Here is a 14,432-nt window from a genome sequence, read left to right as displayed (position 1 = left end):
GGTTGCAGCTCTCCCCTTCCACCCTAAATGACCCGGCATGATGGATGCCAAACACATCACACTCGGCGTTGTGATCGGCGTGGCTATCGGCGTAGGGTCGGACAATATTATTGCGGGTATCGGAATCGGCATCGCCCTGGGCATTGCCTTGGGTCTTGCGCGGAGGCGGTCCGGTCGGAAGTGACGATCGGAGCATCGCCACGTCCCGCGCCCGACCGCCTTGCAGCCATCCCAAATCGCGGCGCACCCCTCGGATCAAGCCGCAGGGCGGTTTATGGCCGATGCATCAAGCGGCCAGCGCCGTCTCCGCGAGCTTCACCCAATAGCTCATGCCGTGCGGGATGACCTCGTCGTTGAAGTCGTAGGCAGGGTTGTGGAGACCGGCGGTGTCGCCATTGCCGATGAAGATGAAGGCGCCCGGCCGCGCTTCCAGCATGTAGGAGAAATCCTCGCCGCCCATCACCGGCTGGATGGCGCGTTGCACCTGTGCCTCGCCGGCGATTTCAGCGGCGACATCGCTTGCAAAGACCGTCTCCTCCGGATGGTTGAAGGTGACGGGATAATTGGCTTTGTAATCGACCTCGATCGTTGCGCCGAAGGCCGCGCCCACGCCCTCGCAGATGGCGCGCACACGCTGCTCAGCCTTCCTGGCGACCTCCTTCTTCAGCGTGCGCACGGTGCCTGCGATCTCGGCGCTCTCGGGAATGACATTGTAGGCGTCGCCGGCGTGGAATTTCGTAACCGACACCACGACAGCCTCGACCGGATCGGTGCTGCGCGAGGCGATCGTCTGCAGAGCGCCGACGAGCTGGCTGGTGATGACGATCGGGTCGATCGTGCCGTGCGGCATCGCCGCATGCCCGCCCTTGCCCTTGACCGTGATGGTGAATTCGGCTGTCGCCGCCATGATCGGGCCCGGCTTAATGGCGAATTGTCCGACCGGCAGGCCCGGCATGTTGTGCATGCCGAACACCTTGGAGATGCCGAAGCGCTCCATCATGCCGTCCTTGACCATCTCGTTGCCGCCGCCGCCGCCTTCTTCGGCCGGCTGGAAGATCACTGCGACGGAGCCGGCGAAATTGCGCGTCTCGGCAAGATATTTGGCGGCGCCGAGCAGCATCGCGGTGTGGCCGTCATGGCCGCAGGCGTGCATCTTGCCCGGAATGGTCGAGGCGTAGGGTTTCCCGGTGATCTCGTTGAGTGGCAGCGCATCCATGTCGGCGCGCAGGCCGATGCTCGTGCCTTCGCCCAGGCGGCCGCGGATGATGCCGACGACACCGGTCTTGCCGAGGCCGGTCACCACGTCGTCGCAACCGAAGGCCTTGAGCTTCTCGGTGACGAAGGCGGCGGTCTCGAAGACGTCGAAATTCAGCTCTGGCGTCTGATGCAGATGGCGGCGCCAGCCGGCGACCTCGTCTTGCATTTCGGCGGCGCGGTTCAGGATCGGCATGATGTTCCATCTCGCTGTTGGAGCAGACGGGCTCTGCCTGCTGCTTTGCAATTGTGCCTGCTGTTTTAGAATTGTCATTCAGGCACTTTGCCATCTTGACGTCACATAGGCTAAATAGCACCGCAAGATAGTGATCCGGATAGAGGGACCGGATCACCATGCTGGCGATCGCGTAACAAATCTTACGGAGCCAGAGGCGACTGCGGCAAGAGGCGATTTCGGATTCCACCATGCGGTACAGGCGTTTCCTCAAATTGTTGCTCGCGGGCGCCGTGGCGCTTGCGGCGCTGGCCGGCCCGGCTCTCGCCAATCCGACGATCGTGTTCGACCTGGAGAATGGCAAGATCCTCCAGCACCAGGAGGCATTCAAGCGCTGGTATCCTGCCTCGCTGACCAAGCTGATGACCGCCTATGTGGCGTTTCGTGCGATTGCCGCCGGCGAGGTCCAGGTCGATTCGCCGATCAAGGTGACGAAGCGTTCCGCCAGCGAGCCGCCGAGCAAGATGGGCTTCAAGCCCGGCTCGGTCATGCGGCTCGATAACGCGCTGAAGATGATACTGGTCAAATCGGCCAACGACGTCGCCATGGCCGTCGGCGAGAACATCGGCGGTTCGCAGATCGCTTTCGCCGAACGCATGAACGCCGAGGCGCGCCGGCTCGGCATGACCGGAACGCATTTCGTCAACCCGAACGGGCTGTTTTCGCCGGACCAGTATACGACAGCGCGCGATCTCGGCTTGCTGGTGATGGCGATCCGCACGGAATTTCCACAATATGCCCCATGGTTCTCGATCGAGGGCCTGGCCGTCGGCAAGAAGAAGATCTCGAATTACAATCTTCTGATCGGCCGCTATCCCGGCGCCGACGGCATGAAGACCGGCTTCGTCTGTCCGTCGGGCTTCAACATGATCGGCTCGGCAACACGCGACGGGCGCACGCTGGTGGCGGTGGTGCTTGGCGAGAAGTCGGCCATCACCCGCGCCGAGACCGTCGCCAGGCTGCTCGACCAAGGCTTTGCCACGCCGACACCGGGCTGGCTGACGGTGGCGGCGCTGCCTTCCTATGGCGACACCACATCGGTCAACGACATGAACGACGAGATTTGCAGGAAGAAGCCGGCTAAGGAGCAGTCGGAAGCTGCCGCCCCCGTCGGCGATAAGAATGCGCCAAAATCTCCCTATCGAAAAAAACTCGATCACGCGCCGGCATTGGTCGCAGTCGGCCTTGGCGGCGCCACCGGGCCGATACCGAAAGCCATGCTCGATGCATCGGGCCAGGAATATGCCGACGTGCCGCTGCCGAGCTGGCGGCCCGACCTGCCGCCGCCGCCCGGCGCGGAGCCGGCAGTGATCGGTTCCGCTACTGCGGCCCAGGAGCCCGCCAAGGCAGTGAACTAGGCTGATGAGCAGCGGCTTTCCCATCGCCGTTTCGGTGCTGACCGGTTTTCTCGGCGCCGGCAAAACGACGCTGCTCAACCGGCTGCTCAGGGATCCCGCGCTCGCCGACACCGCGGTCATCATCAACGAGTTCGGCGAGGTGGCGATCGACCATCTCCTGGTCGAACAGGCCTCCGACGGCATCATCCAGCTTTCCGACGGCTGTCTCTGCTGCACGGTGCGCGGCGAACTGGTCGACACGCTGGCCGATCTCGTCGACCGGCTGCAGACCGGCCGCATCGCCCGGCTTGCCCGCGTCGTCATCGAAACCACCGGCCTCGCAGATCCGGCGCCGGTGCTGCAGTCGATCATGGCCCATCCGGCGCTGGTCGAGGCCTTCCGGCTCGACGGCGTCATCACGCTGGTCGACGCGGTCAACGGAGATGCGACGCTCGACGCCCATGTCGAGGCAGTGAAGCAGGCGGCGGTCGCCGACCGCATCGTGCTGACGAAAGCCGATCTGGCCACCGATCCGCGCGACGTCGAGGCCTTGCGGGCGCGGCTGCGGCAGATCAATCCGGGTGCCGAGCTGCTCGATGCGGGTGACAGAAGGACCGATGCAGCGGCGCTGTTCGATTGCGGCCTCTATAACCCAGCCACCAAGTCCGCCGACGTGCGGCGCTGGCTGGGCGAGGAAGCCGCCCATGATCACCACCACCACCACCATGGTGACCACGGCGATCATGACCACGATCATGACCATCGGCACGATTCCCGCGTGCGCTCCTACTCGCTCGTTCATGACGGGCCTGTGCCGTTTTCGGCGATCGAGATGTTCCTCGACCTGTTGCGATCAGCACATGGCGAGCGCCTGTTGCGCATGAAGGGCGTCATCGAATTGCTGGAAGACCCGTCGCGGCCACTGGTCGTCCACGGCGTCCAGAAGATCCTGCATCCGCCGGCGCGGCTGCCGTCCTGGCCGGACGGCCAACGCGGCACAAGGCTGGTGCTGATCACGCTCGACATGCCGGAAGATTACGTCCGCCGGCTGTTTGCCGCCTTCACCAACCGGCCGTCGATCGATTCACCGGACCGCGCAGCGCTGGAAAACAACCCGCTGGCCATCGCCGGGCGGTAGGCTTCTCGTCTTGCAGACATAGCGCTGCCCCTCACCTGCCTGCCGGCATCCTCTCCCCGTATAGTGACGGGAGAGGGGGCGCTCTGACCGACGCTTTCGCCAATTAGCAACATTGCAGAAAGAGCGCCAAGGTTGCGGCCAGCTTCTTTCTCCCCGTTTACGGGGAGAAATGTCCGGCAGGACAATGAGGGGCAGCAGCGCAGACAGAGCGAAATTGCTCTCAGCCGCCGCCGCGCTCGACCAGAAAGCGATGGCCGCCGGATATTGCTGCCGTTTCGATCAATCGATGGCCGCTCTCGGTGCAGAAGGCGGGAATGTCGATGACGGCGAGGGGGTCAGTGGTTTCGAGCCACAGGCGGCTGCCCGGCCGCATTGTGGCCAACCGCTTTTTTGCCTTGAGCACGGGCAACGGGCAGTTCAGGCCTTTGAGGTCGTAGACAGGGGCGGGGGCGGGGCTGGTTGAGGGCCTGTCTTCCTGACCCCCATCTCCGTGTTCAGGCATGAAGCTCAGCCGCCGAACATGCCGAGCAGCTTCTTCTTCAGCCTTGTCGTCCTGCTTTCACCGGCATTCGCCGCCTGCGTTGCGGCCGGGGCGGCATCGGGGGACGACGCGATTGTCGCGGTAGCGACAGGCGCTTCGGCAGCGGCCCTGGCCTCCTCCTCTTCGGCCAGCGAATTGATCCTGGCGGTTTGCTTTTCGGCCAGAGCCTGAGCCCTGGCCGCCTCTTTCGCGGCCTTGGCCGCTTCTATAGCGGCAAGCCTTTGCTCCTCGGCCTTCTGCTTGGCGGCCTTCTCCGCGTCGAGCGCGGCCATCTTGCGACCCGCCGGCGAATCGATGCGGCCCATGCGCGCCGTCTCGGTCACCGAGCCGTCGGCGTTGAACGAAGGCGGATCGATCGGCACGCGTTCGCCACGGGCGCGTTTCTTCGACCACTCGGAAACGATGCTGGCTTCCTTGATCCCGCCGATGGTCGGCTTGGGCGCCGGCACGCTGGCCTTGACCGCGCCGCTGAAAGCCGCCTCGTAGGTGCTCTGGTAGGCATTGAAGGCGCTCTTCAGCGAATCCGGCTGCGTCGTCGCGGGGCAGGCGCCGGTCGGATCGAAGGTCTCGCCGTCAGGCGCGACCTGGTTGAAGACATAGCGCTTCTCGCAGACATCGACCTTCGGCGGCACTTTCGTGATCTCGAAATTGTCGTAGCCGACCTTCAGCATCTTCCAGAATTCGTAGTTCGGATCTTTGCGATAGCGCGCCATGTTGGCGGCGGTCATGCGGAACGGAAAGGCCTGGATCTGGAACTCGGTCTGCCCGCCCTGGAAAGCGTCGCGGCCGAAGGCGTAGATCTGCTCGATTTGCGCGTCGGTCATCGAATAACAGCCCGACGACGAGCAGGCGCCATGGACCATCAGATGGGAACCGGTGCGGCCATTGGCGCGGTCGTAGACGTTGGGATAGCCGATGTTGAAGGCAAGGTGGTAGCTCGACCGCGGATTCATCTGCGCCGGACGGACCGTATAGAAGCCCTCCGGCGCCTGGCGGTCGCCTTCGGTGTATTTGGGGCCCAGCTTGCCCGACCATTTGCAGATGTCGTAGCTGGCGACCAAGTCATAGCGACCGTTGGTCTTGGCCTTCCAGATTTCGAGCTTGCCCTCTTCCTTGAAGATGCGGGCCATCACCGGCGAGGTGCGGGTCATGCCCTTGGCCTTCATGCTGGCCAGGATTTTTTCGGGCAACGGCTTGTTGGCGTGGGGGGCAAAATCCTTCATCGAAGAATCGTTGCAGCCAGCGACGCCTATCGCGGCGATCACAAGTGCGGTGCGGGCAAGCTTGGCAAACATGGCTATGTCTTTTCTTTCGGACCGCAGGCATCAGGGCCGACAGGCCCAACCCTAAGCCCGTTAACCTTGAAAATTCCTTACCGCAGCGCCGGGCCTTACGGCAATCCGATTGAAACGAGCGCAGCGGCATTTTTGTGGCGAAGGTGCTTAATCTCGCCACATTGCGGCGTCGAAACCGTCCGGCGGTCCGTCCGACTGAAATCGGCCGGCCTGAATCCTCTTGTTCGACCACGCCTTTTGCGAAAACCGGTACCACTTTTTGCTGCGCTGAGCCTCGGTTCGGGATCATAGTCTAGAGGTTTCGCCCCATAGCCAGATATTTCTCGCGGCGCTGCTCACGAAAATCGGTGTTGGCGCCGGAGAATTCCTTCATCGTTTTGGCGATGAGATCGCCGGTGGCGGCAATCACCGTATCCGGGCCACGATGGGCGCCGCCGAGCGGTTCGGGAACGATGGCGTCGATGATCTTGAGCTCCAGCAGATCCTGAGCGGTGATCTTCATGTTGGTCGCCGCATCCTTCGAGCGGGTGGTGTCGCGCCACAGGATCGAGGCGGCGCCCTCCGGCGAGATCACCGAATAGATGGCGTGCTCGAGCATGTAGACGCGGTTGGCGGTGGCGATCGCGATGGCACCGCCCGAGCCGCCTTCGCCGATGACCACCGAGATCGACGGCACCTTCAGGCGAAGACAGGCCGAGGTCGAGCGGGCGATTGCTTCGGCCTGGCCGCGCTCCTCGGCATTGACGCCCGGATAGGCGCCGGCCGTATCGACCAGCGTCAGCAACGGGATATTGAAGCGGTCGGCGAGTTCCATCAGCCGCACCGCCTTGCGATAGCCCTCCGGCCGCACCGAGCCGAAATTGTGCCTCAGCCGGCTGGCCGTGTCCGAGCCCTTTTCCTGGCCGATGATCGCCACCGGCTCGCCGCGGAAGCGGGCGAAGCCGCCGACGATCGCCTGGTCCTCGCCGAAATTGCGGTCGCCGGCAAGCGGCGTGAAATCGTTGAACAGCCCCTTGATGTAGTCGGCGCAATGCGGCCTGTCCGGATGGCGCGCCACCTGCACCTTCTGCCACGGGGTCAGCGCCTTATAAGTGTCGCGCAAAGCGTCGCGCACGCGTTTCTCAAGCCGGCTGATCTCATCGCCGACATCGACCGCCTCGCCATTCTCGGCGAGCTTCTTCAGCTCGAGGATCTTGCCTTCAAGATCGGCGACCGGCTTTTCGAAATCGAGGTAATTGTACATTCTTGAGCGGACCGATAAGCCGGGAGGCAATGACTGGCGGAACCTGGGAAATAGAGGCTCCGGGCGGTGGAACGTCGTCCTCACATAGCGATATGACGCCTAGTCGGCAAGCGGATGATGATCGTTGACCAGCCGCACCAGCCGCTCCTCCAGAACATGCGTGTAAATCTGCGTCGTTGAAATATCGGCATGGCCAAGCAACTGCTGCACCGCCCTGAGATCGGCGCCGTTCTGCAGGAGATGGCTGGCAAAAGCATGGCGCAGCACATGCGGCGATATTTTCGCCGAGGCGATGCCGGCCCGCGCTGCAAGGCCCTTCAGGTCGCGGGCGAAGACCTGCCTGGAGAGATAGCCGCTGTCGCTTGCCGCCGGAAACAGGAACGGGCTATCCGCCAAAGCCGGCACCGTTGCCCGGGCAGCGAGCCAGGCCCGCATGGCGATGCGCGCCTTTGCCGATAGCGGCACCATGCGTTCCTTGTCACCCTTGCCGCGCACCATGAAGAAACGATCGTCGCGCAACGCCACCGTCACCGGCAGGCCGACCAGTTCGGAAACCCGCAGGCCGGTGGCGTAGAGCACCTCGACCAGCGCATGCAGGCGCAGCGCCGCCAGGCCGTCGCCATCGTTCAGCGAGGCGTCAGCTGCCTCCTGCGCCGCTCGGTCGATCAGCCGGCCGGTGTCGGCCTCGCTCATCGTCTTCGGCAGCGGCCGGCCCTTCTTCGGACTGTCCAGGGTGCCGGTCGGGTCGTCGCCGCGCAGACCTTCGGCGTAGAGGAACTTGAAGAACTGGCGCATCGCCGACAGCTTGCGTGCCTGCGAGGTGGCGGCAAAACCGCGTGCGGCTATATCGTCGAGATAGTTGCGGATATCGGTGGCGGCGGCACCAGCGAGCCCGCCGTCGATCTCGGCTGACGCATCTTCAAGGTCGCGGCGATAGCTGGAAAGCGTGTTTTCGGCAGCGCCGCGCTCGGCGCTCATCATTTCCAGAAAGGCTTCGATGCGGGCCGCGCTGTTCATGTCTCTCAGTTTTTCTTGGGAATGAGCTTTTCGGGAGGGATGCGCACGCTCATTTCGGCCTTTCTCGGCTCGACGAACATCGCCAGAGCGAACATCGCGCCATAGACAATGCCGGCCAGAATCGTGAGCGTCACGACAAAGCGGAACAGTGTCGGCATCAATTTTCGCCCGTCTTGTTGTTCTGCGGTTCCAAACCCAGTGCCCTTATGAGACGCCAATCCGGCCAATTCAAGGGCGAAGCGCGGACGACGTGCGGCGGCGCCACGCTTGACGCAATCAGGCTTTTGATGTCGATACGCCGGCAAAGAGGGATCTAAGCAGGCATTCGTGGGCTAGCCCGAAAATGCCTGCCTGGATTCTTTGGCTTGTCGCAGGTTCTGTCGCAAAACCTGGGATAGATTTGCGGAACCTGCTTAGAAACATCATGGTGTCATGAACGCGTTGCCAGCCAATCCTCCCGATGAGAGCCATGCCGCGCTGCTCGGCCGGCTGGGCAGCCGTTCCATTGTCTTTGTCGGCCTTATGGGCGCCGGCAAGACGGCAATCGGCCGCAAGGTGGCGGGGATGCTGGGACTGCCTTTCATGGACAGTGATCAGGAGATCGAAAGCGTGTCGCGGATGAGCGTCCCGGAACTGTTCGAACGCTATGGCGAGCCCGAGTTCCGGGCGCTGGAGCAGCGCGTCATCCTGCGCATATTGGAACACGGCCCGCAGGTGCTGTCGACGGGCGGCGGCGCCTTCATGAGCGCGCAGACGCGGGAGGCCATTGCCGGCCATGGCGTGTCGGTATGGCTGAAGGCCGAGATCGACCTGTTGATGGATCGCGTTTCCAAGAAGCAGAACCGGCCGCTCCTGAAAAGCGCCGATCCCCGTGCCGTGATCGAGCGGTTGATGGCCGAGCGCTATCCGGTCTACGCCACCGCCGATGTTACCGTGCCGACCCGCGACGATCGCAAGGAGGTCATCGCCGCCGAGGTGGTGAACGCGCTTTGCGGGTATTTCGGCGTGGCAGCCGCGACAGGCGAGGTGCGCTCGTGAAAAGCAACGCGACGGTCACCGTCGAAGTCGGGCTCGGCGATCGCGCCTATGACATATTGATCGGCTCCGGCCTGCTGTTGCGCGCCGGCACCGAGATTTCGCGCCGCCTGCCCGGCACGCGCGCCGCGGTGGTCACCGACGTCAATGTTGCCGCCGCCCACCTCGAGACGTTGAGGGCCGGCCTTGAAAAGGTAGGCATCCGGCCCGCCGTCATCACGCTGCCGGCGGGGGAAAAGACCAAGAGTTTCGCGCATCTCGAAGAGGTGGTGGACGGCGTGCTCGCCGCAAGACTGGAACGCGGCGATGTCGTCGTCGCGCTCGGTGGCGGTGTCATCGGCGATCTGGCCGGATTTGCCGCCGGCATCGTGCGCCGCGGCATGAATTTCGTGCAGATCCCGACCTCGCTGCTGGCGCAGGTCGACTCTTCCGTCGGCGGCAAGACCGGCATCAACAGTGCACGTGGCAAGAACCTCGTCGGCGTCTTCCATCAGCCGAAACTGGTGCTGGCCGACACCGAAGTGCTCGACACGCTGCCGATACGGGAATTCCGGGCGGGTTATGCCGAACTCGCCAAATACGGGCTCATCGATCGCCCCGACTTCTTCGCCTGGCTGGAGGAAAACTGGGGCAAGGTGTTCGCCGGCGGCCCGCAGCGGGCCGAGGCCATCGCCGAGGCCTGCCGCGCCAAGGCCGATGTCGTCGGCCGCGACGAATTCGAGACCGGCGACCGCGCGCTGCTCAATCTCGGCCACACGTTCGGCCACGCGCTCGAGGGCGCCACCCAATATGACAGCGCCCGTCTCGTCCACGGCGAGGGCGTCGCCATCGGCATGGCGCTGGCTTATCGCTTTTCATCACGCCTCAACCTGGCAAGTCCCGACGATGCGGCGCGCGTCGAGGCGCATCTTCGCGCCGTTGGCCTGCCCTGGCGCATGGCCGATATTCCGGGTGAATTGCCTGACGCCGAAGCGCTGCTTGCCTTCATCACCCAGGACAAGAAGGTGTCGCGCGGCGCGCTGACCTTCATCCTGACGCGCGGCATCGGCCAGGCCTTCATCGCCAACGACGTGCCGGCGTCGGAAGTGCTGTCGTTTCTGAGGGAGAACCATCCGGGTCAGCAGAACAGCCGACCGGGTCAGCCGAGAGGCCGACCGGGTCAGCCGAGAGGCCGACCGGGATGAGCGAGGCCGGCTGGATTGTCGCTGCTGTCCTTGCCGGGCTCGGCCTCCTCGCCTTTGCCTTTCGCGCGCGCCTGCTCGCTGCATTCGGCTATGAACTGCAGCGCATCGAGCCGCAGCATTCGAACCATGACGAATCGCGCAGCGCCGTCGACGATTTTCGACGCGACGGCCAGGTGGTGCGCGAGGGTCGCGCCCGCATCGGCCGCCTGTCCGATCTCGACGAGCTCGAAGTGTCCGATGTCATGGTCCACCGCACCAACATGCGCTCGGTCAATGCCGACAATGGGCCGGAGGCAGTGGTGCGCGAGATCCTGCAGAGCCCGCATACCCGCATGCCTTTGTGGAAGGGCTCGCTCGACAACATCGTCGGCGTGCTGCACGCCAAGGACCTGCTGCGTGCGCTGAACGATGTCGGCAACGACTTTTCCAAGATCGACGTGATGAAGATCGCTTCAAAACCGTGGTTCGTGCCCGATACCACGACGCTGCAGGAACAGCTCAACGCCTTCCTGCGGCGCAAGGCGCATTTCGCTATCGTCGTCGACGAGTATGGCGAGGTCGAGGGGCTGGTGACGCTGGAGGACATCATCGAGGAGATCGTCGGCGAGATAGCCGACGAGCACGATATCGACATGCAGGGCGTCAAGCAGGAAGCCGACGGCTCCGTCGTCGTCGATGGCACTGTGTCGATCCGCGACCTGAACCGGGCGCTCGACTGGGACCTGCCGGACGAAGAAGCCACCACCATTGCCGGTCTCGTCATTCACGAGACGCAATTGATCCCGGACGAGAAGCAGGCTTTCACCTTTCACGGCAAGCGCTTCGTCGTCATGAAGCGCGACAAGAACCGGATTGCAAGGCTGAGGATCAGGCCGGCCGGCGAGATTTAGTTCTGATAGGTTCTTTCGCGGCTAATCAATCCTGGACGCTCGCCGCGCCGGCGTGCACTTTCGACCGGGCTGTCTGGAGGTGACGGTGATCGATCGGCGAACCCTGCTTTTGATGTCGATGGCTTTGTTGACGGCCAGCGCTTCGGCGGCGTCGCGTCGGCTTTCGCCCTCTCCGCAAACTATCGACTACGGTCCGGCCAAGCTCGATATCTACGCGCGCGCCGGCGCCAGCTCCCTGCCTGTGATCGTTTTCATCCATGGCGGTGCCTGGCGAGCCGGCAATCGCACCAACGTCGACGTCAAGCCGGACTTCCTGCTCGACAATGGCTTCTGCTTCGTCTCGATCGACTACCGGATGCTGCCTGAGGCTGATGTCGCCACCCAGGCCAACGATGTCGAGCAGGCCTATCGCTACGTGCGCGCCAACATCGCCGGATACGGCGGCGATCCGAACCGGATTGCGGTGATGGGCCATTCGGCCGGCAGCCATCTCGCCGCACTGACCGGGCTGCGCGGCGGTCTGCCCGGCGTCGCGGCGCTGGTTCTGAACGATACCAGGGCTTATAACCTGGAGGCGCTTGCGAGGAGCGGCGGCATGACACGGGCCTATGCAAAGGCCTTTCCCGACCCGGCGCAGTGGCGAACGCTGTCGCCGGCCACCCATGTCGGGAGCCGCAAACATCCGGCGACCTTCATCGCCTATTCGCGCGCAGCGGGTCGTGCGGCAGCCTCGCGGGCCTTCGCCGAGCGCCTGCGGGCGACTGGAACGGAGGTGACACTGTTCGATGGCAGCGCCTATTCGCACATGTCGATCAATCGCGATTTCGGCGACGAAGGCGACGCCTTGACCCGTGCGGTGATGATTTTCCTGAAGGCAGCGCTCGGATAGAGCGGTTCATCGTTTCACGGAAACGCCGAACCGCTCTATCTCTTTGTTTTTGCGCAATTCCCTAGGGAAAGCGCTATGCGCTTTTCCCGGGAAAACCGTTTCACACTTTTCCTGGAATTGCTCTGAGGCCTACCACCTGGTCTTTTCGTCCGGCGCGGCCGGCTCGATCGCCAGCGCATGGACACCAGCCTTCAATTCGCCGGCCAGCAATGCGTTGACCGCGCGGTGGCGCTCGATGCGACTCATGCCGGCAAAGGCTGAGGAGACGATGCGGACGCGGAAATGCGTCTCACCGGTGCCGTCATAGGTGCCGTGATGATCGGAGTCCTGATGGTGATGGCCGGCATGGAGATGGCTTTCGTTGATGATGACCAGCCGCTCCGGCAAAAACGCCTTCTTCAACTTGCCTTCCATCGTCGACTGTATGGACATTCGTACTTCCCTTCACCACATATGGCTGGCGCATGACCCCCGAATCGGTGCCGATTGCGCGTCCGAAAGGACGCGCGGCGCCGCCGTCGCGACAAAATTCGCCGATCGCCCGCTTTATGCCGCGATTCAGCGGTTAGGGCGATCATCGCGAAAATGTCAATTCTTGTTTCGCACCGGCGAACAGCCCATAAATGGGTGAGATGAAACCGTACCCCAAATATTTCGAGAAAATCCGCATCCGCCCGGAGAAGGATGCGGAGCTGAAGTCTCGTTCGCCGATCTGCCAGTGGGACGGTTGCAAGGAGGCCGGCACCCATCGCGCGCCGGTCGGGCGCATGAAGGAGGGCGAGTATTTTCAGTTCTGCTTCGATCATGTGCGCGAGTACAACAAGGGCTTCAATTATTTCTCCGGTGTCCCCGATACCGAGATCGCCCGCTTCCAGAAGGAAGCGATGACCGGCCACCGGCCGACATGGAAGATGGGCGTCAACGGCGCCTCGACGCGCTCCTCGCCCGATTTCGCGCAGCAGCGTTCCGGCCGCGCCGGCTACTACAACCGCATGCGCGATCCGTTTGACCTGTTCAAAGGTCCAAAAGATCCGCGCGAGGCGCGTGTGCGCAAGGCCAAGCCGCTTGAGGCCAAGGCGCTGGAAACGCTTGGCCTTGATACAAAGGCGACTGGCAAGGACATCAAGGCGCGTTATAAGGAACTGGTGAAACGCCACCATCCGGATGCGAATGGCGGCGACAGAGGTTCGGAAGACCGGTTCCGCGATGTGCTCCAGGCCTATCGCGTGCTCAAGCAGGCAGGATTGTGCTGAGCGACCTCCGTGTCGTTTTCCAACTTTCATAAGGTTGGAAAAGGCTCTAAGACCGCCCCCGGACAAAATCGATTGCCGGCGAAATCAGGCGCTTCGCCCGTGGAGACGTTGATAAAGATGAACAAGGTCGATCGCGACATCGCCAACCTGCCCGACACCACCGTGCCGGTGAAGGAGAAATTCGGCTTCGAGTCCAAAATGGTGGTGCCGGCCTATTCCGTGACGAGCGAGCATGTGCCCGACATCGATCCCGACTATCTGTTCGACAAGAACACGACGATGGCGATCCTCGCCGGCTTTGCCTACAACCGCCGCGTCATGGTGTCGGGCTATCACGGCACCGGCAAGTCGACGCATATCGAGCAGGTCGCCGCCCGCCTCAACTGGCCTATGGTGCGTGTCAATCTCGACAGTCATGTCAGCCGCATCGATCTCGTCGGCAAGGACGCCATCGTCGTCAAGGAAGGGCTGCAGATCACCGAATTCCGCGACGGCATCCTGCCCTGGGCCTACCAGCACAATGTCGCGCTGTGCTTCGACGAGTACGATGCCGGCCGTCCGGACGTGATGTTCGTCATCCAGCGCGTGCTGGAATCGTCCGGTCGGCTGACGCTGCTCGACCAGAGCCGGGTCATCCGCCCGCATCCGGCGTTCCGGCTGTTCTCGACCGCCAACACCGTCGGTCTCGGCGATACCACCGGCCTCTATCACGGCACCCAGCAGATCAATCAGGCGCAGATGGACCGCTGGTCGATCGTCACCACGCTGAACTATCTGCCGCACGACAATGAGGTGAACATCGTGCTGGCCAAGGCCAAGCACTATCGCGATGCCAAGGGCAAGGAGATCGTCAACAAGATGGTGCGTGTCGCCGACATGACGCGTTCGGCCTTTATCAATGGCGACCTTTCGACCGTCATGAGCCCGCGCACGGTCATCACCTGGGCCGAGAATGCCGAGATCTTCGGCGATATCGGCATGGCGTTCAGGCTGACCTTCCTCAACAAGTGCGACGAGCTGGAACGCTCGCTCGTGGCCGAGTTCTACCAGCGCGCCTTCGGCCAGGATTTGCCGGAGAGCGCCGCCAACGTGGTTCTGGGGTAAGCATGGCTCGATTCCGA

At 63.1% G+C, this 14,432-nt stretch carries 16 protein-coding genes; 9 read left to right on the top strand and 7 right to left on the bottom strand.

Annotated features, from left to right (window positions below; genetic code table 11):
• Positions 1 to 37: 37 nt before the first annotated feature.
• Complete coding sequence (locus tag AC0L3H_RS09925) at positions 38 to 184, top strand: glycine zipper domain-containing protein (RefSeq protein WP_473585330.1); 147 nt, start codon at positions 38 to 40, stop codon at positions 182 to 184.
• Between the two features lie 102 nt (positions 185 to 286).
• Here the strand turns inward: AC0L3H_RS09925 and AC0L3H_RS09920 are convergent, their stop codons facing one another.
• Positions 287 to 1,450, bottom strand: a complete 1,164-nt coding sequence (locus AC0L3H_RS09920; protein WP_473585329.1) for a M20 aminoacylase family protein — start codon at positions 1,448 to 1,450, stop codon at positions 287 to 289.
• Between the two features lie 230 nt (positions 1,451 to 1,680).
• Between AC0L3H_RS09920 and AC0L3H_RS09915 the strand changes: the two genes are divergently transcribed.
• Both AC0L3H_RS09915 and AC0L3H_RS09910 read left to right on the top strand, forming a co-directional pair.
• Positions 1,681 to 2,847 carry a D-alanyl-D-alanine carboxypeptidase family protein gene (locus AC0L3H_RS09915; RefSeq protein WP_473512106.1) on the top strand — a complete coding sequence of 389 codons (1,167 nt, stop codon included), beginning with the start codon at positions 1,681 to 1,683 and terminating at the stop codon, positions 2,845 to 2,847.
• Between the two features lie 4 nt (positions 2,848 to 2,851).
• Entirely contained in the window at positions 2,852 to 3,964 is a 1,113-nt protein-coding gene (locus AC0L3H_RS09910) for a CobW family GTP-binding protein (protein WP_473585328.1), read from the top strand.
• A gap of 220 nt (positions 3,965 to 4,184) precedes the next feature.
• On the opposite strand, the gene AC0L3H_RS09905 is transcribed toward AC0L3H_RS09910, so the two are convergent.
• From AC0L3H_RS09905 to AC0L3H_RS09885, 5 genes are all read right to left on the bottom strand, one after another.
• A complete protein-coding gene (locus AC0L3H_RS09905) occupies positions 4,185 to 4,466 on the bottom strand; it encodes a sulfurtransferase TusA family protein (protein WP_287071805.1) in 282 nt (93 codons plus the stop codon).
• Positions 4,467 to 4,471: 5 nt separating this feature from the next.
• A complete protein-coding gene (locus tag AC0L3H_RS09900; RefSeq protein WP_128168754.1) occupies positions 4,472 to 5,800 on the bottom strand; it encodes a L,D-transpeptidase family protein in 1,329 nt (442 codons plus the stop codon).
• A 292-nt stretch (positions 5,801 to 6,092) separates the two neighbouring features.
• Positions 6,093 to 7,043 carry an acetyl-CoA carboxylase carboxyltransferase subunit alpha gene (locus AC0L3H_RS09895; protein ID WP_473585327.1) on the bottom strand — a complete coding sequence of 317 codons (951 nt, stop codon included), beginning with the start codon at positions 7,041 to 7,043 and terminating at the stop codon, positions 6,093 to 6,095.
• A gap of 99 nt (positions 7,044 to 7,142) precedes the next feature.
• Positions 7,143 to 8,060 carry a site-specific tyrosine recombinase XerD gene (locus AC0L3H_RS09890; protein WP_287121986.1) on the bottom strand — a complete coding sequence of 306 codons (918 nt, stop codon included), beginning with the start codon at positions 8,058 to 8,060 and terminating at the stop codon, positions 7,143 to 7,145.
• A gap of 5 nt (positions 8,061 to 8,065) precedes the next feature.
• Positions 8,066 to 8,218 carry a histidine kinase gene (locus tag AC0L3H_RS09885; RefSeq protein ID WP_091593135.1) on the bottom strand — a complete coding sequence of 51 codons (153 nt, stop codon included), beginning with the start codon at positions 8,216 to 8,218 and terminating at the stop codon, positions 8,066 to 8,068.
• Between the two features lie 274 nt (positions 8,219 to 8,492).
• Here AC0L3H_RS09885 and AC0L3H_RS09880 point away from each other — a divergent pair, with 274 nt between their 5' ends.
• The 4 genes from AC0L3H_RS09880 to AC0L3H_RS09865 all read left to right on the top strand — a co-directional run bounded on the left by AC0L3H_RS09880 (position 8,493) and on the right by AC0L3H_RS09865 (position 12,058).
• Positions 8,493 to 9,098 carry a shikimate kinase gene (locus AC0L3H_RS09880; RefSeq protein WP_287121984.1) on the top strand — a complete coding sequence of 202 codons (606 nt, stop codon included), beginning with the start codon at positions 8,493 to 8,495 and terminating at the stop codon, positions 9,096 to 9,098.
• The gene (gene aroB, locus AC0L3H_RS09875; RefSeq protein ID WP_473585326.1) at positions 9,095 to 10,279 is read left to right on the top strand and encodes a 3-dehydroquinate synthase; all 1,185 of its coding nucleotides are present in this window, start codon (positions 9,095 to 9,097) and stop codon (positions 10,277 to 10,279) included. Before AC0L3H_RS09880 ends, aroB begins: the two co-directional genes overlap by 4 nt.
• Complete coding sequence (locus AC0L3H_RS09870; RefSeq protein WP_473585325.1) at positions 10,276 to 11,169, top strand: HlyC/CorC family transporter; 894 nt, start codon at positions 10,276 to 10,278, stop codon at positions 11,167 to 11,169. Before aroB ends, AC0L3H_RS09870 begins: the two co-directional genes overlap by 4 nt.
• Before the next feature lie 85 nt (positions 11,170 to 11,254).
• On the top strand, positions 11,255 to 12,058 hold the full coding sequence (locus AC0L3H_RS09865) for an alpha/beta hydrolase (RefSeq protein WP_473585324.1): 804 nt from the start codon (positions 11,255 to 11,257) through the stop codon (positions 12,056 to 12,058).
• Between the two features lie 129 nt (positions 12,059 to 12,187).
• Here AC0L3H_RS09865 and AC0L3H_RS09860 read toward each other — a convergent pair whose 3' ends face one another.
• Positions 12,188 to 12,490 (bottom strand): BolA family protein, encoded by a 303-nt coding sequence (locus AC0L3H_RS09860; protein ID WP_473585323.1) that lies wholly within the window; start codon positions 12,488 to 12,490, stop codon positions 12,188 to 12,190.
• Positions 12,491 to 12,681: 191 nt separating this feature from the next.
• On the opposite strand from AC0L3H_RS09860, the gene AC0L3H_RS09855 reads away from it, so the two are divergent.
• Positions 12,682 to 13,311 carry a J domain-containing protein gene (locus AC0L3H_RS09855; protein WP_473585322.1) on the top strand — a complete coding sequence of 210 codons (630 nt, stop codon included), beginning with the start codon at positions 12,682 to 12,684 and terminating at the stop codon, positions 13,309 to 13,311.
• 117 nt (positions 13,312 to 13,428) lie between these two features.
• Positions 13,429 to 14,415 (top strand): cobaltochelatase subunit CobS, encoded by a 987-nt coding sequence (gene cobS, locus AC0L3H_RS09850; RefSeq protein ID WP_091593508.1) that lies wholly within the window; start codon positions 13,429 to 13,431, stop codon positions 14,413 to 14,415.
• The last annotated feature ends 17 nt before the right edge of the window (positions 14,416 to 14,432 follow it).

This window comes from Mesorhizobium sp. WSM4816 (assembly GCF_055811535.1).
This window is presented reverse-complemented; position numbering and strand designations above follow the sequence as displayed.